The following is a 19395-nucleotide window of genomic DNA, read 5'->3' as shown; positions in this document are numbered from 1 at the left end:
GTGCAAAGATTGGCAAAAATATATCTTGTTAATAATCAACTGCGAAGCACTCCTGCAATACCACGTAGTAGCAGCGAACCGAGCTATGCGAGCTCACGACCATAGGGAGTAACAAAGCTAACTAAAAGCGTAGCGCTCACGAAGTAAACTGATACGATTGTTAAACGGAGTAATGGATTATTATATATAGAATGATAAAAAGTAAACACACAGAGAAATATCGCTCGTATGTTGAAGCGGGACAGAGCTACGATGAAATAAGAGCTTTAGCGATCAAAAATGGGATAAAGGGAGATGAATTGATATCGTTAATGAGAGATTTGGATCCTTACATTTTGGAGCGGGATGAGCAGAAAGCAATTCAACGGCAGGCAAGAGAAATGATTTGGATAGGCATTGCTTTTTGTTTGATTGCAGGGATGATGTCTCTGTATTCGTTGATTAATGACGAAGGGCATTATATTTATTTGGTTTACTTTATTTTTTTAGGAGGGGCATTGATTTTTTACAATGGCTGGAAAAAAAAGAATTATTGGGAACAGCAAGATTTGGAGGATTAGCAAACGAATCTTATCGCAAAGCAATTGTTTTGGATGCGAGTTGTGTGACTAAATGTTATGAAGAAAATAATAGGAAAAATCGTTATAAAAATTTTGGGGTGGAAAATAGATCCAAATACTCCTAAAGAGTTATTTGAAAAGTGTGTTGTGATTGCTGCCCCGCATACTTCTAATTGGGATTATCCCATAGCCGTGTACTCGATGGCAGCTTTGGGAGTAAACCTACGTTATACCATCAAAAAAGATTGGATGAAGTTTCCTTATGGTGGTTTCTTTAAATTAATGGGAGGAATTGGTGTGGATCGATCGATACCGAATAATCGTCATCAGCGTATGAATCTTGTGAGCGCTATTGCCAATCTATTTAAAAAACACGATCAATTGGCGGTTATTGTTCAAGCAGAAGGAACACGGGCACTGCAAAAAAAATGGAAAACAGGGTTTTATTATATTGCTTTGGAAGCAAATGTACCCATTGCTTTGGGGTATTTAGATTACCAAAAGAAAGTGAGTGGTATCGGTAAAATGATTTATCCAACGGGGGATATTCATCGAGATATGTCGGAAATTATGGATTTTTATAAAAATATCACACCAAAATTTTCGGATAAGTTTGCCTTGGACGAACGGTACAGTGGGAGCAAGTAGTGGGGGGCTAGGGGGATTGAATTGTTATTTTGTTGGAACTCTTGAATTTTTATTGATTAACATAGATGTAAGATGGAGCAGCTAAATATTAACTTTCAGTCAAGAATGATAATTAAAGATTTATCTTTTTGGATGGATGGTGGTTCGGTTACAGTCTACTGTGAAAACATAGCTGGAGAAAAAATTGAAATAGAGTTTCATCAAAATATGTCGCTTGATTGTTATCCTAATGCTAAAATTCCAGGGCGACTTTATATAAATAAATTATTAGTGAAAGTAAGGTCTGATTTAGAGAAAAGCATTCTAGAAAATCTAAAAAGTGCAAAGCTTGAATACGATGAAAGTTTACCAGATTATCATCTAATTCTTGCTGCATTAAACGAAAAAATAGAATATGTCCAGTCAGAGCAATATTGGAAAGATTATGTTGCCACTCAGGAATTATTAAGTCAATTCAACTAAACTTCAGATGAACGTTGTGCCAACAGATACCGTCCAATTCTCCAAAGTACACCAATAACAAATACGCCACCCAGAAGATACCAATACCAAGGATGAGATTTTTGTGCTAGGGGAATGGCTTGTTGATTGCCAATACAAATCATACTAGCCCAGAAAAAGGGATGAGCAGTAAAACCTTTGTTATTGTTTAAGTATTGAATCTTGGCATTTTGCATGGCTTCATCTTTGGTTAATCCTTGAGCTAGCCCTGCGTAAAACGACTGAATTACCTCCACACTAGTTTCGTCATTCAGTTCCCACAACGTCATGACAATACTAGGAATTCCAGCATACATAAAGCTACGTCCTAATGAAATAATACCTTCTCCTTGTGCGTATTTTCCATAGCCCGTTTTGCAAGCCGACAAGACAACCAGGTTGGCATGATGCCCATTGAGATGTTGTGTTTCATAAGCATATAATAAATTATCTTCCAAAGAGTCTAGGTTTTCTGTAAAAAGTAAGGCAGAATAAGCAGGATGATTATAATCTACGACTCCATGCATGGCTAAGTGAACGACACTATAACTGTGCTGTTTTAATTGCTGTTTAAAATTATGCTCATTGGCCGCTTGATAGGTAAAAAAGGAACCTTTAAATTTTTCTTGAATCTTCCTTAGTTCTGTTATGGTACCTGGAATAGGAACAGCCGAATTGTGCGTATGCGTTTCCTCAGCACTTCTTTCTTTTGTAAGAGAAGGAGAGAAATTTTCGTAGGCAAACTGCTGCCCATAGCTTGCCGCAAAGCCTAATATTCGACCATTTTCTGTATTTACTTTTCGTTGGTTATTAGCCATAATGGCAGCTGAATACTCATAATGGACGGTATAATCTTGTATTAAGTAAGGGAGACTTTGATAATCAATGCCTTTTGTTTGAAGTGTGTCCGTTAGCAAGGCTTCAAAAGGAACGTAATGCAAGCCTCTGTCGGGAACAATAATAAGATGTTTTTTACCATTTAATAGCTCATCTTCTAAGGTGTTTTTATATAACCAATAAGCTGTTGTACAAAAGACTTGGTAAGCCTCTTGTTCCTGTTGCAAAATAAAGCTAACATTAGACAAAGAACGTCTAAGGTCTTTTATTTTTTCATTAAGTATCGCTATATCAAAATTGGATATTTCTTTTATTTTGACAACTTCTTTAGAGATATAAATCACAAAAAAATGATTATTACTAATAAAGTACTCAATAAAAAGCTCATCGTCATCTAAATGCCTTTGCACTTCTTGGGGAGCAACAATCGAATCTCTACCATAGTCCCAAGATCGATAACTAGGATGAGTAGCTTGAAGATATTGCTCAAACGAATCGAGTTTTTGTTCTAATAGCAACATTTTTTGGAGGTAAATTGCTTCTTTTTCTGGATTTTGTTCTTTTTTTGCTTCTAAAATATGCTCCTTACATCGATCAATTTGTACGATATAGTTTTCTTCTTGTTGTAATAGCGCTTTAGAAATTCCAGTCCCTCCTTCGGTATAATTATTTCTAAATTTCAGAATATTTTCATTTAACAAAGCAGACTTACTGTGTTCGGCATAGTCAAAAATAGACATCTTGTACGCTTCGTTGTTTTGTTTTTTATACAAATTCCATGCTGTTGATGCTGCTTTTTCGTATACAGGACGAAGGCGATTGATCGACAACAATTTCGATTCATTATCAATGTAGTGATCTCTCAAATAGTTGGTTAGTAAAATGATGTTGTTAAAATCACTATGGGCACGATTGAGCTTTCCTTCTTGAACAAAAGCATCCCCTCGTTTTTGATAAGCTTCAATAGCAATAGACTTGTCTAGTAAATACTCTAACAAAAGAATTTTGTCATTTTGATTTTCGGGGCTTTCATCTAACAGCAAAATCACGGTATCCATGTAACTAATCGCTTTGGGATAATGCCCTTCTTCGGCTGCCAAGTGCCCAATTTTGAAATAAATTGAAGCAACTTTGGTGCCTTGATGTCCATATTTTTGTGTAGCGAGCTGAAGTGCTTTGAGATAGTATTTTTTAGCCTCTATATAATTTCCCAAAGCTTCAAAAGCATTCCCAATATTTAGGTATGCTTTATCAACTCCTAGTTGGTGTTTTTTTATATAGGCGATATTTTTTTTGTAATAATCAAGAATAGAATCATTAAAATTGAAGTGATTGTAATAGTACGCCATAGATAGGTGCTCAAAATTATTTTCCCTCAATTGTAAAATGGGATCCTTGGATAGCAAAGGAATATACTCTGGAATTTTTCCAAAATATAAATCTGCTTCGTTGCTTTTTTCTTTTTTTTCGTACAATTCACCAATGCGAGTACAAAGCTTAATAAGCGCCCCAAAATCGTTTAGCTTTTCATAGATAATAAAGGCATTTTTATAGTAGATAATTCCTTGTTCTATATCGTCATTCTCGGAGTACATACGCCCCAAATTGCTGTAGTATTTGGCAACAATTGAAGAATCTTTTTGGTGATGATCTTTAAGCAAAAACTGATATTCATAGTCCAAACCTTGATGGGTCATATCAATTGCCTTTTCGATGCGTCCTTGCTGATATAAAATAGAGCCATAGAGTTGATAAATATACTTAAATGCCAAACTAGAATTGGGTAAATAATCTAAGGCAACTTGATAGGTGCTATCCATTTGTGTATCGATAAGGCTAAAATCACTGGCATTGTTATAATAAATGGCATAGGTCGCAATTAAAGAAGCATTGACATAGCGTTTCCAATCCTTGCATTGCTTCAAAATCTGACAAGCTTGCAATGCATGATTATAAGCTAGTGGATAATCAGCGGCGCCCCATAGTGCCCAAGCTTTGGACGTAAAAAAAAGCCCTAATAGACGACTGTTTGGAAGTAGTGTAGGAGAAAAGTTTTTTGCTACTTTATCTAATAAAAGAACCGATTTTTGAAAAGAATCTTTTTGAGCCCAGATAGTGGCTGTGTTGATGGCACAGTGCGCCAAACCTTCGAGGTCGTTTTCTGCTTTAAAAAGTTGCTGAGCTTTTTTATTCAACCGTTTGGCTATCGCCAAATCCATGTCCTCATAAATTAAATATTCGCTGCTATCTACTAACTTTTGAGCAGATAAAGGGGCTTGAGCAAGCATGGCTGTAGCGTGAAAAGATAATAGGATATAGAGTAAAAGTAAGGGCATTGATAATATTTCTTGAGTGTGATAGCTTTGTAAAATAACGTTTTTTATGAGGATAATCGTATTTTATAGCTTTATAATCAACTTAATATTGTTGTTTGGCTCGTCTTTCGTGGGGTGCTTACTGTATGGCTGAAAATTAGTCCCTAAACAAAGTCTTTGGGGCTGAGTAAAACTCACTGGATCAGTTTAGTTTGGCTTGGTTATCACAAAATGAGAGTGATTAAAGTTTAATAAAAGGGTTTGAATTATATGATTTTTATTAATTTTGTTAGAATGAGAGTTGCTTTCTTCCAACTAAAATTGTATATTAGTTCCCCTCAAAAATTACTCAAGCAAAAGAAATCCCTATTAGCGAATACAAAAGCAATATATGCTACGTCGATTATTTGTCAAAGAGGCATTTGAACACATAGAAGAAGAGTTGAAAGCTATTTATAAAATCTTTGGTATAGAAGAACAAAAATTAAAAACCAAAAAGCAAGTAGCAACTTATTCTAAATCGTATGATTATACAGTAGAAGGAACGATTCGAAACCATCGTTTTGTTTTAAACTTATATCAAAATCCCCTCAAAGAAGAAACTAAAAAACAACAATTGGAGTTAATTATTCAATGTGAAAACCCAAACTGGACAACACTTGTACTCCAAAAAAAGACGATTGCAAAATCAGACCACAAAAAAACATTAGATATAGAACCAATTCATCAGTTGAAAAATGTTAACTTAGATAAGTTGATATTGGCTTCTAATAACAACGAGTGTTTGGAAGAGTTGTTTGATATTGCAATGGGAGAGAAAGTTACCATTTTGAACAAGATAAAATTCTCTTCATTTGTTTTAGAACGCAAACGCTTGTATATAAAGACAGCTTGGTTACCCGATACTTTTTCAAAAAGACAAGCACTAATACAATTGCTAGATTTTGCAATTAACTTGGTAGAAAAAATAGACGGACAGGAATAGGTATTCGTAGAATCTTATATTGGGTGATCGCCTTTAATCGAACTACTTGTATAGTTTGCTAGATAACCGTTGCTAATAAAAACTTCTTCATGTCTAATCAATACCTTTTAAAAGAAAGTAGAACAGTTATTGAATTAGCAGCCAAGCCTTTTGCTGGTGGAGGCGAAGGCGGTTTGTATAAAATAGTAGCTCCGACAGCGTATCAAAATTATGTTGCCAAACTGTATCATCCTCACAAAAGGAGTCAACAACGAGAAGAGAAAACACAATACCTGATAGAAAACCCTCCCATCGGGCTTTCTGAAAATGACGCCATTGTTTGGATAAAAGATGCTTTGTATACCCAATCGTATCAATTTGTAGGATTTGTCATGCCTTTTGCAAAAGGACAAAAATTGGAATTGCTTTGTTTGGGAAAACTACCCAAGCATTTGGGGAAGCAGTGGCAACGATTTAGTTTTAACGCTCCAGATTCACTTCAGTATCGGTTAAGAATTTGTTTTAATCTAGCAGCTGCGATTTATCAAATGCATGCTACCGAACATTATGTGTTGGTTGATATGAAGCCTGAAAATATTTTGATACAACCCAATGGCTTATTGGCAATTGTTGATACAGATTCTGTTGAAGTAGTTGAGGAGGAAGTCGCTATTTTTCCAGCTCCTGTAGCTACTCCCGAGTATACACCACCCGAATTTTATTCAAATGCGCATCGAAAAAATGAAACGGTCAGTGAGTCTTGGGATCGTTTTGGTTTAGCAGTTATTTTTTATAAATTATTATGTGGCATTCATCCTTTTGCCGCATCAGCGAACCCGCCTTATGATCATTTGGTGAGTTTGCACGAGAAAATTGAGCATGGTCTATTTGTTCATCGTACCATCAATCGAGCCGTATTCTCTGTTGTCCCTCCCCCTCATCAGCAATTTTATACTATAGACTCAAATTTACAAGAGCTATTTATCCAATGTTTTGAAGAAGGGCACGAAAATCCCGAAGCTAGACCAACTGCGGATGAATGGTGTTCTGCTTTTTTGATAGCAATAGGTGATCCAAAGCTTGAAGCTCATTTTGCGCATATTCTAGGACTTTGGGGTAATGTTTCAAAGTTGAAAATGAAACTCCCTTCTGTCTTGTATCAGCAGTATTTAGAAGAATTACATCCTAAACGTTGGTTGGAAGAACAAGTATCGGCTGTTTTTGGGAGCTTGCCTCCTTTGCCAATTACATTACATCAAGCCATTGAATCAGGGAAACAGCAAATTCAATTAGCATTGACATTCAAAGATTATGTATTGTCTTTTATTGTACTGGGGATCTTGCTTTTTATAATAGGGAGTTGTACACCATTAGGAGGGTGGATGATGGGAGATTTTTGGCTGTTGCCTATATGGCTAATTAATTTAGTAATTATTGGCTTGATGTTAAGTTTGTGGAGCGTTTTTCCTCGAGTAGTTTCTTGGACTCGACATATAGCTTCACCAGAAGTAAAAGCCCGTAAATTGTGGAAGCGATTTCGGTTAACATACCCTCAGTTAAAACGTGACGTAATAGAAACGAAGCGTGTTGTTTTAGAAAAACTTTTAGTAAAAAATAAGGTACAAATAGCAGCTATTGAAAAGGAAAAAATTCAATATGAAGCTCCATTAAAAAAATATTTGCAAGAGCAAGATACTAAAGTGAAAACGTTAATGGGAGAACGAAAGGTGGCTTTGGAGGCAATTAGTAAAAAATACCTTGAACAAACAGTACATAATCAACTATTGGTTGCAATGAATGGTCGTTATATTTTTGCATTGCACAAACGTTTGAAAAGCTTCTATCAAAATAGCTTAAAACTATTGGGTCAAAAGGAAAAAAAAGTATTAGAGGAGGCTTATCGAAAGGCGAAGACGAAATTGAAAGAAGAAATTGACATAGGACAGCAAGCACTGATGGATGAAGCCATGTCTATTTTTGATTTAAACTATTTTTATGATAAACATTTCAATGCAGATAAACTAGAGAAAGCTAGTCTGAAAAAACTAATAGAGAAATACCCCATTAAAAATTTGAGAGACATCCAAACAATGAGCCAAGGAGGTAATGGTGATTTGACAATTATCCTTTGCAAAGAGAGCCCTAATTATGAGAAAGGAGTGGACGAAATATACTTGTCTGTGAAATCACACCAATATCTAGAGAAGCTCTATGCTGCATATTTGAAATATCAAGAAGGTATTGTTTATGCCCAAACTCATGACATTAATTATGGAAAGGCTTACTTTCAGGAACGATATGCGCATAAACGAGAACAGGATGAAAAACTGTTGGAAGATTTGAAAGATACTTATCAAAAACAATTAGAGGAGTTACAGCAAGTGGATTTACCTCAAAAGAAACAAGCTTTGAAGAAGGATTTTGAAGCTGCCAATGTTTTATTAGAGCAGTTGATTGAGCAAGAAAAAGTGGAGATTGAAAAAATCGAACAGACGTTTAAAACTCAATATGAACTGATTTATAAAGAGAGCGAAGCAACGATGTCAAAAATGACCCAACGATTGGAGGATATGAATAAAGATTACAGAATAGAGGTGCAAGCACTTCTGTCGTCGCCATCTATAGAGAATATTCAATTAAATATTCAAGAAAAAATACAACAAGCTCACAAAGATATCGTTGCCTTAGAAGGACTCAAATTATAAACGTAGTTGGTGATAAATTGTAGCTATCAGAGCGTGCCAAATCTTTGACGACGCTCTAATAGCAAGTAGCAATTTGCGCTTATTTATTTATTTTGTTTTAGTTGTTCTTGTAGGCTGTGGTATTGAGCTTCTATTTTAGTGCACTTTTCTTCCAAGTGTTGAATGGTAGCTTGTTGCTCTTGAATGGCTTTGGTTAAGACAGGAACTAAGCGTGTATAATCAACAGCCCAAAGGTCTTTTGATTCGTCGCTGGGAGCGTAAACGACCTCAGGAACTAATGAAGCTACCTCTTGAGCTATGAATCCGATGTCGACACTACTGTTATTATCAATTTGTAAAAGCCCATTAGCATCTGTACTAGAGTGATGGTGTTGATATTGTAAGGGGCGTAGTTTCAAAACAGTAGAAAGACCGTATGGGATAGTTTTTCGTTGGTCTTTTAAACGACCATCGGAATAGGTCACCCATGCATTGGCTCTAGCTCTACCGATTGTCACGGCAGTATTATTCGGAAGTTCAAAAGCGTAGGCTGGATCTGTAATGGTTTGTAATCCTACACGAGCATTTCCTCGAATGGTCATTGCAGGCGTGCGAATATCGTCAACACCTTTCATGGTAAAAACAAACCCACCATCAGGATCAGCATCATTGCCATCCGTTTTTTCAAAAACTAAAAAATCGTTATAAGTGCCAATAAAATCACCATCATAGTAAATTTTGGCTCGGTCACCAGAAACGATTCCATCGTTAGGAATTTCACCTAAAAAACCGATTCCAAACTCTCCATTTAGTTGGATTCCCCCACCCAATAATTCTAAGCGTTGGTCAGGCGTTTCTGTGCCAATACCTATATTTTGAGTTATAGCATTAATCGTGAACGTAGTCCAGTTGTCAATATTACTAGCGCGGGTTCCTATTCTAAAAGTGTTTCCATCGTTGAGGGAACCATTGTAAAAACCGATCATAGCACCAACAGCACTTGCATCTTGATAGAGCTCTAGCCTTGGATTATCATCTTCGTTGTTGTTATCTGTATCGGAATCAATGCGCAAAATGGCATCATTTGTTGTACCGCTTGAAATATGGGCAATAGTAGCAGGGGCATCTGTCCCAATCCCAACTCGCCCAGCAAAATAAGCTCCTCTAGCGCTAATTGAGGCAGAGGGCAACTGCCATGTGCCTGTTCTTGCTTGATCAGCGTGAAGATGAAAAATTCCAGCACTACCCAAAGTAGAAGGAACGGCATCGTCATAACTCAAATAATCATTGTTGGCATTTGTCGTATTGTCATGAGAGACATAAATGTCTTGACCTCGAACAATTAAATCACCATTTACATCTAATTTTTCAAGAGGATTGTTGGTGCCAATACCAACATTTTGAGCCGATAGCATATTGCTTAATAATACAAAGGAGCTAAATAAGGTAATTTTTATTTTCATAACTTTAGATTTTTCATTCTTTGACAACAACGTTAATACCTATGAATATCAAGTATTGCTAAGCAGCAACGGAACGTAAATAATCAACTGTTGGCTGCTGAAATCAACTAATTGTACAAGCTCATAGTGCATTGATAAACTAATTGATGTGTTATCTAAGAATTATTTTTAATAAACTACTAAACGATTTTAGTATTAGGGGATAATGATCTATTCGTATAGATTAAATTTGTAAATTTAAAGTTCAACAATACATCACAAAACAGCTGTAAGATAGGAAATTAGCATTAATAAAAAAACAAATGTTCTAATAATCAAGAGGAATAAACCTGTTGTAATTCAACCCCTATGTAGGATTTTAAATTTAGATTAGATTTTATGGGGCATTGGTTTTGTCTTGTTGATTATTAGCCTTATTTATCTTTTTATAGGTTGTTAAAAAATTCAATTATGCAGAAAATTATAACAGGATTAGAGGAATACGCTCCCATATCTGAAGAGGCATACGAAGCCATTGCCCAAATATCAATATGCCAGATTTATAAAAAAGGAGACTTGGTATTAAAAGAAGGTCGTATTTGTCAACGTGTAGGTTTTATAGAGCAAGGATTGACTAGAAGTTTTTATTATCAAGATGGAAAAGATATTACGACCTATTTTGCGTCAGAGAACAATCCATGTTTATCCGTTTATTCCTTTATTAGCCAACAACCGAGTCAAGAATCAATAGAAGTATTGGAAGATAGTCGGATTTGGTCTATCACCTACAACGAACTGCAAGAATTGTATAAAACGTACCCTAGTTTGAATTTATTGGGGCGTTTACTGACAGAAGATTATTACATGAAGTTAGAGGAACATACTCGTGCTTTGAAGCACAAAAATTCAAAAGATCGTTATTGGGAATATGCTGAACAGCATCCAGATATAATACAACGTGCCCCATTGACGCATATCGCCTCGTTTTTAGGTATGTCCAAAGAAAATTTAAGCCGAATTCGCCGTATTTGACATTTGTCAACAGAGGTTTGATTAAAAAAGCAGAAATTTGTCTTATTCTACTTATGAATCATGAAAATCACTAGATAATGTTGACCTTAGAGAACTTACTAACAACAGCTATTGCTGACATTACTTTTAATAGTTTTATTTATATTGTTTTTGCTTTGCCTGCCTTTTTTGTCTTTTGGATAGTAGGGAAAAATGTGTTTAAAGCTAGAAGAATTCAACCCCAACAACGAGCAACAAGCAAACATATCCGTCGAGAACTATTTTTTTCTGGAACAACATTGTTGATATTTTGTGCTATTGATGTTGGTATATATATCGCAGCTAAGAATGGTTGGACAAAAATTTATACAGATTCAACAGGCTATGCTTGGTGGTACTGGGGAGTTAGCGTGGGCGTAATGTTATTGTTGCACGATGCTTATTTTTACTGGGCACATCGGTTGATGCACCATCCTTTATTGTACAAACATGTCCACAAAGTTCATCACGAAAGTATTGATCCAAGCCCATTTGCTGCTTTTTCATTTCATCCATTAGAGGCGCTGGTAGAAGCAGGGTTTTATGTTATTTTTGTTTTTATTGTTCCAATACATTTGGGGGCAATTATTCTGTGGCAAATTATTCAACAAGGATTCAATGTTATTGGGCATATGGGCTATGAAATCTATCCAAGAGGTTTTACAAAACATTGGCTTTTTAAATGGAAAACAGCTTCCACACACCACAATATGCATCATGCGAAATTTGAGGGAAATTATGGACTCTATTTTACGTGGTGGGATCGTTGGTTCGGCACCGAGTTTGAGGATTATAATACAACTTATGATGCTGTTCATGAACGCATTCTAAACGAAAAAAAAGAACAGAAAAGGACAAAAAATACTATAAAGTCTTAAAAAAAAATAAAACGAGCATAAGGAACTCCCTATGCTCGTTTTTTAAATAATTTAATTGACTGCTAACCTTCTGTCTCTTCTATATTACTGACCAGATCATAAACCGCCATCATTTGAACCGTATTCTTTTCCAGAGGACTAAGATCTATTTTGGTAACATCAATGGCTTTAGCAGCAATTGAATCAGGAAGTGCAATTTTGGCTACTTCTTCTTCTCCTATATAAATCTTATTAATACCACTAGCGCCATGGCGTTTTAGCTGAGCTACTTCATCATTTTTCAAATCATAGAATATACCATTTTCACGAATTAGACCCTTTCTTTCGTTGTCCATAAACACTTCTGTTCCTTTATTCGTGATTCTAAAGACATATTCATGTTCTTGTGTTAAGATATACATCACGGCATTTTGCCCTGGACCGATGTAATTTTTATAGGCATAGGCAAAAATAGGATCCCCAAGGCTAGACAAAAAGACTCCATTTCCAGAACGAGCATTATCTTTGGTCAAGATTTGATCAATTTGATTGGAAGATATTTCATCTGTCCAAGGCATAAAACCTCCTTTAAACGCCTTGACTTTTTCTTTTAATTCTTTTAAATCTTGGTCAACTTCAGCTTCAGAGGGCTGTACATTGCGTAAGAACTTTAATAAAAAATAAACCCCGAAACTGAGTACAAGAAGTATTATAAGTATATAAAAAAGCATAAAAGGGTGTTTTGGAAAATAAGGATATCTAGATGGTGCTCGTTAACGATGATCTAGTTTTGAATTCTATAAACTTTCGTACACGTTTTGCAATAATACTTAAATAAGTATTGTTTAGCATGTGGCATATCCTCAGAAGGATTTTTTTCGTAATCTACTTTGTCTTGATCAGGATTTCCTTTTAGCGGACTATTGTGCACAGGGCAACGCTCAAAGGTTTGAAGCCCTTCGTTGACAGCCTTGTCCTCAGCTTCAAAGTTCTTAGCTTCTTTATCCATTACTTTGGTACAGACAGGACAGTAGCGACGGTAGTTGAGCTGATAAGCAAATGGATAGTCATCTCCAGGAGTATAGTCCGACGCATCTGCTCGATAATTGTCACTAAGACTCATGTGTTTGTTGTGCAAAGGACAGCGAGACATGGTATTTTTCTCCTCTCTAGTCATACCGCTTAGTTGCACTGTAATAGCAGCAGCAGAATTACCATTTTTAGCTACCTTCACTTTTTGGGGTTTTCCTTCCTTTTTGCCATTACCTTGTGCTACCAATGTCGTAGAGCTGGCTGCAAAAAATAGAAATAAAAATAAGCATACTTGGTATAGACGCCCCAATCTATCTGATGGTATAAAGTTCATTATGTTCATTTTATTTGAATAAGGTAAAATGTTATTTAAATTTAAAATATTTTGCACCAATTATATTAGGTGCTTGAAACGATTTCCTATTTACTTTTGTCAGAATTGCAATGTGTTGATTTTCAGTTTTATTTGAAACTAAAACTGCACCAACAAAAAAGTATACATAGACAATTGGTTTCTAAAAACAAAAATAAAAAAAGCTGTGAACAATCCCTTAAGATATTACAAGGCTTTTTGGATCAAGTGTATTTTGGGAATTCATACTCGGCTAATTTGGGGGAAGTAAAAAGTCTATTTGGTTTCAGATTTCAGAATTTTAGTACAAGTCTTGCAGTAATACTTAAACGAATATTGCTTGGCGTGTGGTGTATTGACGTCTGGATTTCTTTCATATATAATATTGTCGTAATCAGGATTCCCCTTTAAAGGAGTATTGTGTGCTGGACAACGCTGAAAGGTTCCTTTAGGAATAACGGGCATTTTTTGCCCTGAGTCTTTAGACATAATTTTAGTACAGACACGGCAGTAGCGGCGATAGTTGAGCTGATAAGCAAAAGGATATTCATAACAAGTAGTATAGTCCGATGCGTTAGCTCTATAATTATCACTCAAGGGCATTTCCTTATTTTCATTGTGCAAAGGGCATTCTGTAACCGTGTTCTTTTCCTCTCTTGACATCTTGCTTACTCGCTTTACGGTAGCGTAATATTCTTGAGCAGCTAGATATTCTCGTTCTTGTTTGGTTAATTTTTCTGGGGGAGTATCTTCTTTGGCTTCTTGAGCTAAAAGTATGTTAGAGTTGATCAAACAACTACTCAAGAGAAAGAAACATAGTAAATAAAATTTCATAACAATGCATTTAGATTTTATGGTATAGGACGTTTACAAAAAGGTTCGTGAAATAGATACTACGCAGTAGCACCATATATCTCTTAAATTTAACAACAACAAAAGTTGTATAGTTGTGTACAGGCTCATTTTACCTTTTGTAATTTTTACCCATACTTTCTATGACCAGCTATTCACTTGGTCAAAAAATTTTATCTAAAATAGTAAATTCAATCCTTGTGTTTAGCCTAAATGCAAAAAAGATTCCTAAAAAGTGTCTTTAGAAATCTTTAACAAATCAGTTGCAATCCCATTGCATATCAGATAGTTTGAACCAAGCACGGCGATAAGAGAAGTGCCACCACTCGGTGGTTACAGTTTTAAAGCCATGTTTTTCTAAGGTAGAACGTAGTAACTGTCGATTGTCCAGAACCTCTTCAGGAAGATCTTTGTTGACCCAATAAGCAGCTCGACCAAAATAATCATATTCGGTTCCCATTTCCAATTCTTTCTTGTTGTCGAGTTGAATGATGGTTAAATCAAGTGCCCCTCCTCGACTGTGCATTGATCCTTTGCTAGGTGGGGCGACATAACGACGGTCAGGAACTTTCTTCCAAAGTTTGTATTGAGCACTTTTAGGACGATAACAGTCAAACATTTTGAAACCTAAATTTTGACTTTCTAACTCTTTTTGAGCATTTAAGAGCGCTTTAGCTGTTGCTAAACGAAGATAGCATTGAGCGCAATCATAAATTTGCAACTCCATAAAATTATTTGTCGTTGCGTATCTTAAATCCAACTCAATGGATGGATGCAACTCTTTTAAATTGACCCATGTTGTATCATGCAATTGAAAAATTGAATCTAATTGCGTTGAAGAAAAACCAAGAGAAACTTTTTTTGGGCGTGTTGGGGTATGAATAGTATCAATCGTGATACTATCTATGCCTAGGTCAAGACTAGTGGCAACAGTGGCTTGGGTCGAAGAAGGAGCATCTGACTGACAAGCACAGCAAAATAAGCTAGAAGCAATAAGAAGCAAGTAGAAAGAAAAAGTGGGAGCGTTGTTCATAGAATCTATTGGTATTTTTTGCGTAGGCGATCCAAGGTGCGTTTTGAATCACGTTCTTTAAGGGCATCCCGTTTGTCGTAGCTTTTTTTACCTTTTGCTAGAGCAATCTCTAGTTTTGCCAAGCCTCGTTCGGAGATAAATAAACGATAAGGCACAATAGAATAGCCTTGTTCTTTTACCTTGTTGTGCAATTTTTTTAGTTCGATTTTAGTAACTAGCAATTTTCGAGGTCGCTTGGGGATGTGATTGTTGTAGGTACCATATTTGTATTCCGAAATATGCATGCTATAAACATACAATTCTCCTGATTTAATGATGCAGTAAGCATCACTCATATTTACTTTTCCTGCTCGAATAGATTTTATTTCAGTGCCTTGTAGCATAATGCCAGCCTCTATGGTAAACAAAAACGTATACTCATGCTTGGCTTTTTTATTGATAATTTCTATATTTTTTTTTAGATCCATTGTGTTTTTTCTTGATGCCTATTGTTGAAAGATAGGTCGATTGAAATCTATAATTATAGGAAGTTAAACATAGTTTTTAGTCATCGTAGTTTCTGCATCGTACCCATATGTTTTTATACAAAATTGGGAGATAAATAAGAAACGAAAAATTTATATATTGACTATGAATCTAACTTATAGCTTCGGTCTATATTGTTGAATAGATAGACTTCTGTATAATTATGAGATTGAGTTGTTAAAAAAATTAATTATTTAAAATACTTAAGCAGCTTTGAGCCAAGCATTAAATATTAGAGAAACATTCAAAAAAACATTCAAAAACTAGGAATTCTCAATATATACTTCTTATTTTTGACAATGTTTTGATTTTAACAGCGCCTAAATTACTACATTAAGCACTCTTATCAAAGCAATTTTTAGGTAAAAAAGTTCTTTCAATATGGTTTAAATTGTATGAAAAGAGCAAAATAATATTAAAAAACAAAATGAAAACATTAAGAAGCATTTTACTGTTAGTTTTTGTAACTACTTTTTTTATCAGTTGTGGAGGTGCATCTGATGCTAATAACGAAGCAACCGAAACGACAGAACCTACAACTGAAACAACAACAGGTGAAAATCCAACCACCACCACCAATACTACTTCAACAACATCATCAACTAGTGTATCTAGTGGTGCTAGCAAAATTACAGATGCTGTTGTTCAGCAAGCTTGTGATTGCCAAGAAAATGCTAGAAGAGAAGATAGAACAATTGATTTTGCCAAAGTAGGTGAATGTATGGGAGGGAAAAATAAAATCCAATTTGTTGCCGATTTGTTGGGACCTGATGCAACTGAAAAAGAACGTGCTGATGCAGAAAGTGCTTTGGCGGAAAAAATGGAGGCAAAATGCCCCAAATAATTTAAATACAATACTTGTATATTTTTATAAGAGCCAATAAATACTATGGCTCATATCTTTTTAACTCTTTTAATCATACATAATTATGAAAACGCTAAAAATCTTATCTTTTATGTTTATGTTCTCTGCTTTGGTAATCAGCTGTGGAGATGCTAACGACGGAACTATGGAAAAAGCAGGTGAGAAAATGGATCAAGCTGCTGAGGATGTAAAAGAAGCTGGTGAAAAAGCAGTAGAAGACACTAAAAGTGCTGCTGAAGAAGCTAAAGAAGCAGTTGATGCTACTATCGACGAGGCTGCTGACAAAGTAAAAGATGCTGTTGATGAGGCTCACGATGAGGCTCATGATGGACACGAGCACTAGAATCTAACGACTCTACGTATATAAAAACACTTGGCTGATCTTTCAGTCAAGTGTTTTTCTTTTTACCATCGGAGTTATTGTCCAACCACTTGATCAACCAAGCCATAAGCTTTGGCTTCTTCTGAACGCATCCAATTGTCTCTATCACAATCTATTTTGATTTGCTCAAGACTTTGCCCTGTTGTATTGCTCAAAATGGTATATAGTTCTTTCTGTAATGTCTTGAATAAATCGTAGGTGATTTCCATATCTGACACTTGCCCTTGCATGCCACCAGAAGGTTGGTGAATCATAATGCGACTATGCGGCAAGCAGACACGTTTGCCTTTGCTCCCAGCGGCGAGTAAAACAGCACTCATAGACGCTGCCATGCTCGTACAAATTGTGCCCACATCAGGCGTAACATATTGCATCGTGTCAAAAATCCCCAAGCCATCAATGACAGACCCACCTGGACTATTGATATACATTTGAATATCTTTTTTGGAATCTAAGGAATCCAAAAACAGTAGTTGTGCTTGGATGACGTTCGCTACATAAGCATCAATACCAACACCTAAAAAAATAATGCGATCCATCATCAACCTAGAAAAAACATCCATTTGAATGACATTCATCTGGCGTTCTTCCATTACAGAAGGGGTAAATCCCTTTAATTGAGGAGGAAAAGGAGGTTGTTTTTGAAGATGGGTTTCTAAATGAAACTTACTCATCCCTAGATGCCCTGAGGCATATTTGATAAATTCATTTTTAGAATACATAAGCATAAGTTTATTGTCAAAGCTCAGAATAGGACATAAGCTGCCCGTACTTGTTTTGACAAGTAGTTTGAGAATGTTATATTATTGATGGAAAGTGTGGGCAAGCAATGCTTAGAATGGTCATTGCTTTGGTATGCCCGTTATAGATTATTAATTAAATGGTCGCCAAGAGGCTAATTGAACGAGCCAATATGGAAGCCAGCGATTGACAGTAGTGGAATGCTTAGGAGCATCTTTTACCCATTGTTCTACTTGCTCAAAACTAATTTCTATGGGCAGTTTTTGGAGTTTGGAGAAGGTTTCTGGGACATTAATAGGTCTTTTCATAATAAAAAAAACATAGTCTATTATTAGATAGTAGTTAGCTACGCTGCTACTGCGTGGTTTCAACGAACTATTGATTAGAATAAAATACTAGCATAAACAGCCAATCGTTCCGATAAACTACGAGGGCTTTTATCTTTGGCTACGAGCTCTTTTAAAGTTTTTCGGGCACGATGCAGCCGAGTTTTGACAGCAGCAGAAGAAGACTGTTGAATGACACTAATTTCTTTGATACTAAAACCACTAATTTCAAATAATAAGATGGCTTCTTTTTCTTTATCCTTTAGCTTATGAATACATTGATAAAGGTACTGGATGTCCAAAGCTATTTCAGGGTCGTTGACTTTAGCAGCAATAGTTGCCATTGTTTGCTCGTTCCAAGTTGCTCTAAATTTTTTCTGCCGCAAATGATTTTTGATAATGTTGTTAACAATACCTATCATATAACTCAGAAGCTTGTTTTTGTCTCTGATTCTATCAAAGGCGGATAATGTAACCAAGATAGCTTCTTGTGCCAAGTCTTCGGTTGGCATTAAATCGAGGGATTTGCTGCTACAATAACGAATAAAAGAAGCATGAATGGGTTCGTACCATTCTAAAAATGCTTGAGAAGAAGGCGTTGTTTTTATTTCTTGCATACGCTTTTCATTGTTTAGTCAAAGTGTTCTATTAGTAAGTAACACCAAAGGCGAAAAGGTTACAAAATACCTCCAAAAAAATTACCAAAATAAACAGCTAGAAATGTATTGAACAATGGGATGTTGCTATATGCCTAAAGTTTGTAGGAGGTTTATATTTGTTTAATATACAAATTTTGAGCGACTTTGTGGGTGACTGTAATTTGAGTTTCTGCTCCAATTTTGACCAATAAGGATTGGTCATACTCAAAGAAAGATAAGACCTCTACAGTTGTTCCTAAGACTAAATTGCATTGTTCCAAGTATTGCAAGAAAGGGCTAGAGTGCTCTTTTACGCCTACTATAATCGCACGTTCGTGAACCTTTAATTCAGACAGAAATACAGATAAATGATGCTCAAAATTGCCATGCTTGTCTGGAATAGGATCGCCGTGTGGGTCAAATTTGGGAAATCCTAAAAAAGCATCTAAATGATCAATTAGTTTTTGGGATTGGATGTGTTCCAGTTGTTCGGCAACAACATGAACCTCATCCCATGAAAAATTTAATTTATCAACCATAAAGGTCTCCCAAAGGCGGTGTTTACGCAACAATTGAATGGCTGCATCTTTGCCTTTTTGACTCAAACAAGCCCCTTTGTATTTCTCATACAAAACATAACCTTTTTCCGTCAAGCGTTTGAGCATATCCGTTACAGAAGCTGCTGCCGTATTCATAGACGTTGCAATAGCATTGGTGGCTACAGTTTCATTATCTTTTCCTGATAATTTGAAAATAGCTTTTAGATAATTTTCTTCTGTAGGAGAGATTGGCATTGTTGTTTGAATTTTCTA

20 protein-coding genes are annotated in these 19395 nt (G+C 35.7%); 9 read left to right on the top strand and 11 right to left on the bottom strand.

Annotation, left to right across the window (positions count from 1 at the left end; genetic code table 11):
• The first annotated feature begins 191 nt into the window (after positions 1-191).
• From CG11_RS06860 to CG11_RS06850, 3 genes are all read left to right on the top strand, one after another.
• Entirely contained in the window at positions 192-560 is a 369-nt protein-coding gene (locus CG11_RS06860) for a hypothetical protein (protein WP_052594478.1), read from the top strand.
• 57 nt (positions 561-617) lie between these two features.
• Positions 618-1208 (top strand): 1-acyl-sn-glycerol-3-phosphate acyltransferase, encoded by a 591-nt coding sequence (locus CG11_RS06855; protein WP_052594476.1) that lies wholly within the window; start codon positions 618-620, stop codon positions 1206-1208.
• A gap of 72 nt (positions 1209-1280) precedes the next feature.
• Positions 1281-1670, top strand: a complete 390-nt coding sequence (locus CG11_RS06850) for a hypothetical protein (RefSeq protein ID WP_052594474.1) — start codon at positions 1281-1283, stop codon at positions 1668-1670.
• On the opposite strand, the gene CG11_RS06845 is transcribed toward CG11_RS06850, so the two are convergent.
• Entirely contained in the window at positions 1667-4861 is a 3195-nt protein-coding gene (locus CG11_RS06845; protein WP_052594473.1) for a CHAT domain-containing tetratricopeptide repeat protein, read from the bottom strand. The two genes, CG11_RS06850 and CG11_RS06845, sit on opposite strands and share 4 nt — an antisense overlap.
• 370 nt (positions 4862-5231) lie before the next feature.
• Between CG11_RS06845 and CG11_RS06840 the strand changes: the two genes are divergently transcribed.
• Positions 5232-5825: a hypothetical protein gene (locus tag CG11_RS06840; RefSeq protein WP_052594470.1), complete on the top strand. Its 594-nt coding sequence runs from the start codon at positions 5232-5234 to the stop codon at positions 5823-5825.
• An 89-nt stretch (positions 5826-5914) separates the two neighbouring features.
• Positions 5915-8509, top strand: a complete 2595-nt coding sequence (locus CG11_RS06835; protein WP_052594468.1) for a hypothetical protein — start codon at positions 5915-5917, stop codon at positions 8507-8509.
• An 83-nt stretch (positions 8510-8592) separates the two neighbouring features.
• Here CG11_RS06835 and CG11_RS06830 read toward each other — a convergent pair whose 3' ends face one another.
• Positions 8593-9951, bottom strand: coding sequence for a tail fiber domain-containing protein (locus CG11_RS06830; RefSeq protein ID WP_052594466.1), 1359 nt, complete (start codon positions 9949-9951; stop codon positions 8593-8595).
• A 450-nt stretch (positions 9952-10401) separates the two neighbouring features.
• Here CG11_RS06830 and CG11_RS06825 point away from each other — a divergent pair, with 450 nt between their 5' ends.
• Complete coding sequence (locus CG11_RS06825) at positions 10402-10962, top strand: Crp/Fnr family transcriptional regulator (RefSeq protein WP_052594464.1); 561 nt, start codon at positions 10402-10404, stop codon at positions 10960-10962.
• Positions 10963-11039: 77 nt separating this feature from the next.
• Positions 11040-11858 carry a sterol desaturase family protein gene (locus CG11_RS06820; protein ID WP_052594461.1) on the top strand — a complete coding sequence of 273 codons (819 nt, stop codon included), beginning with the start codon at positions 11040-11042 and terminating at the stop codon, positions 11856-11858.
• Positions 11859-11920: 62 nt separating this feature from the next.
• On the opposite strand, the gene CG11_RS06815 is transcribed toward CG11_RS06820, so the two are convergent.
• The 5 genes from CG11_RS06815 to smpB all read right to left on the bottom strand — a co-directional run bounded on the left by CG11_RS06815 (position 11921) and on the right by smpB (position 15573).
• A complete protein-coding gene (locus tag CG11_RS06815) occupies positions 11921-12568 on the bottom strand; it encodes a hypothetical protein (protein ID WP_052594459.1) in 648 nt (215 codons plus the stop codon).
• Positions 12569-12621: 53 nt separating this feature from the next.
• A complete protein-coding gene (locus CG11_RS06810; RefSeq protein WP_052594457.1) occupies positions 12622-13203 on the bottom strand; it encodes a hypothetical protein in 582 nt (193 codons plus the stop codon).
• A 294-nt stretch (positions 13204-13497) separates the two neighbouring features.
• On the bottom strand, positions 13498-14055 hold the full coding sequence (locus CG11_RS06805) for a hypothetical protein (protein ID WP_052594455.1): 558 nt from the start codon (positions 14053-14055) through the stop codon (positions 13498-13500).
• 277 nt (positions 14056-14332) lie between these two features.
• Positions 14333-15106: a M15 family metallopeptidase gene (locus CG11_RS29050; RefSeq protein ID WP_063833038.1), complete on the bottom strand. Its 774-nt coding sequence runs from the start codon at positions 15104-15106 to the stop codon at positions 14333-14335.
• Positions 15107-15111: 5 nt separating this feature from the next.
• Positions 15112-15573: an SsrA-binding protein SmpB gene (gene smpB, locus CG11_RS06795; RefSeq protein ID WP_052594453.1), complete on the bottom strand. Its 462-nt coding sequence runs from the start codon at positions 15571-15573 to the stop codon at positions 15112-15114.
• Positions 15574-16058: 485 nt separating this feature from the next.
• Between smpB and CG11_RS06790 the strand changes: the two genes are divergently transcribed.
• Both CG11_RS06790 and CG11_RS06785 read left to right on the top strand, forming a co-directional pair.
• Positions 16059-16475, top strand: a complete 417-nt coding sequence (locus tag CG11_RS06790; RefSeq protein ID WP_052594451.1) for a hypothetical protein — start codon at positions 16059-16061, stop codon at positions 16473-16475.
• Positions 16476-16560: 85 nt separating this feature from the next.
• Complete coding sequence (locus CG11_RS06785; RefSeq protein WP_156039687.1) at positions 16561-16839, top strand: hypothetical protein; 279 nt, start codon at positions 16561-16563, stop codon at positions 16837-16839.
• Positions 16840-16913: 74 nt separating this feature from the next.
• On the opposite strand, the gene CG11_RS06780 is transcribed toward CG11_RS06785, so the two are convergent.
• From CG11_RS06780 to CG11_RS06770, 4 genes are all read right to left on the bottom strand, one after another.
• Positions 16914-17600, bottom strand: coding sequence for a ClpP family protease (locus CG11_RS06780; protein WP_052594447.1), 687 nt, complete (start codon positions 17598-17600; stop codon positions 16914-16916).
• Positions 17601-17750: 150 nt separating this feature from the next.
• The gene (locus tag CG11_RS30140) at positions 17751-17927 is read right to left on the bottom strand and encodes a hypothetical protein (RefSeq protein ID WP_156039686.1); all 177 of its coding nucleotides are present in this window, start codon (positions 17925-17927) and stop codon (positions 17751-17753) included.
• 74 nt (positions 17928-18001) lie between these two features.
• Positions 18002-18562, bottom strand: a complete 561-nt coding sequence (locus CG11_RS06775; RefSeq protein ID WP_052594445.1) for an RNA polymerase sigma factor — start codon at positions 18560-18562, stop codon at positions 18002-18004.
• Between the two features lie 152 nt (positions 18563-18714).
• The gene (locus CG11_RS06770) at positions 18715-19377 is read right to left on the bottom strand and encodes a metal-dependent transcriptional regulator (RefSeq protein WP_052594443.1); all 663 of its coding nucleotides are present in this window, start codon (positions 19375-19377) and stop codon (positions 18715-18717) included.
• Positions 19378-19395: the final 18 nt, after the last annotated feature.

This window comes from Aureispira sp. CCB-QB1, from assembly GCF_000724545.1.
Classification (GTDB): Bacteria; Bacteroidota; Bacteroidia; order Chitinophagales; family Saprospiraceae; genus Aureispira.
Note: the sequence above shows the minus strand (reverse complement) of the source record. Positions and strands in the feature narration are given on the sequence as shown.

Bases quoted from the DNA above. Each gene is read 5' to 3' on its own strand.
- CG11_RS06820 (WP_052594461.1), top strand. From the start codon at position 11,040: ATGTTGACCTTAGAGAACTTACTAACAACAGCTATTGCTGACATTACT.
- CG11_RS06855 (WP_052594476.1), top strand. From the start codon at position 618: ATGAAGAAAATAATAGGAAAAATCGTTATAAAAATTTTGGGGTGGAAA.
- CG11_RS30140 (WP_156039686.1), bottom strand. From the start codon at position 17,927: ATGAAAAGACCTATTAATGTCCCAGAAACCTTCTCCAAACTCCAAAAA.
- CG11_RS06835 (WP_052594468.1), top strand. From the start codon at position 5,915: ATGTCTAATCAATACCTTTTAAAAGAAAGTAGAACAGTTATTGAATTA.
- CG11_RS06850 (WP_052594474.1), top strand. From the start codon at position 1,281: ATGGAGCAGCTAAATATTAACTTTCAGTCAAGAATGATAATTAAAGAT.
- CG11_RS06785 (WP_156039687.1), top strand. From the start codon at position 16,561: ATGAAAACGCTAAAAATCTTATCTTTTATGTTTATGTTCTCTGCTTTG.
- CG11_RS06775 (WP_052594445.1), bottom strand. From the start codon at position 18,562: ATGCAAGAAATAAAAACAACGCCTTCTTCTCAAGCATTTTTAGAATGG.
- CG11_RS06825 (WP_052594464.1), top strand. From the start codon at position 10,402: ATGCAGAAAATTATAACAGGATTAGAGGAATACGCTCCCATATCTGAA.
- CG11_RS06815 (WP_052594459.1), bottom strand. From the start codon at position 12,568: ATGCTTTTTTATATACTTATAATACTTCTTGTACTCAGTTTCGGGGTT.
- CG11_RS06770 (WP_052594443.1), bottom strand. From the start codon at position 19,377: ATGCCAATCTCTCCTACAGAAGAAAATTATCTAAAAGCTATTTTCAAA.
- CG11_RS06830 (WP_052594466.1), bottom strand. From the start codon at position 9,951: ATGAAAATAAAAATTACCTTATTTAGCTCCTTTGTATTATTAAGCAAT.
- CG11_RS06845 (WP_052594473.1), bottom strand. From the start codon at position 4,861: ATGCCCTTACTTTTACTCTATATCCTATTATCTTTTCACGCTACAGCC.
- CG11_RS29050 (WP_063833038.1), bottom strand. From the start codon at position 15,106: ATGAACAACGCTCCCACTTTTTCTTTCTACTTGCTTCTTATTGCTTCT.
- CG11_RS06805 (WP_052594455.1), bottom strand. From the start codon at position 14,055: ATGAAATTTTATTTACTATGTTTCTTTCTCTTGAGTAGTTGTTTGATC.
- CG11_RS06840 (WP_052594470.1), top strand. From the start codon at position 5,232: ATGCTACGTCGATTATTTGTCAAAGAGGCATTTGAACACATAGAAGAA.
- CG11_RS06810 (WP_052594457.1), bottom strand. From the start codon at position 13,203: ATGAACTTTATACCATCAGATAGATTGGGGCGTCTATACCAAGTATGC.
- CG11_RS06860 (WP_052594478.1), top strand. From the start codon at position 192: ATGATAAAAAGTAAACACACAGAGAAATATCGCTCGTATGTTGAAGCG.
- CG11_RS06780 (WP_052594447.1), bottom strand. From the start codon at position 17,600: ATGTATTCTAAAAATGAATTTATCAAATATGCCTCAGGGCATCTAGGG.
- smpB (WP_052594453.1), bottom strand. From the start codon at position 15,573: ATGGATCTAAAAAAAAATATAGAAATTATCAATAAAAAAGCCAAGCAT.
- CG11_RS06790 (WP_052594451.1), top strand. From the start codon at position 16,059: ATGAAAACATTAAGAAGCATTTTACTGTTAGTTTTTGTAACTACTTTT.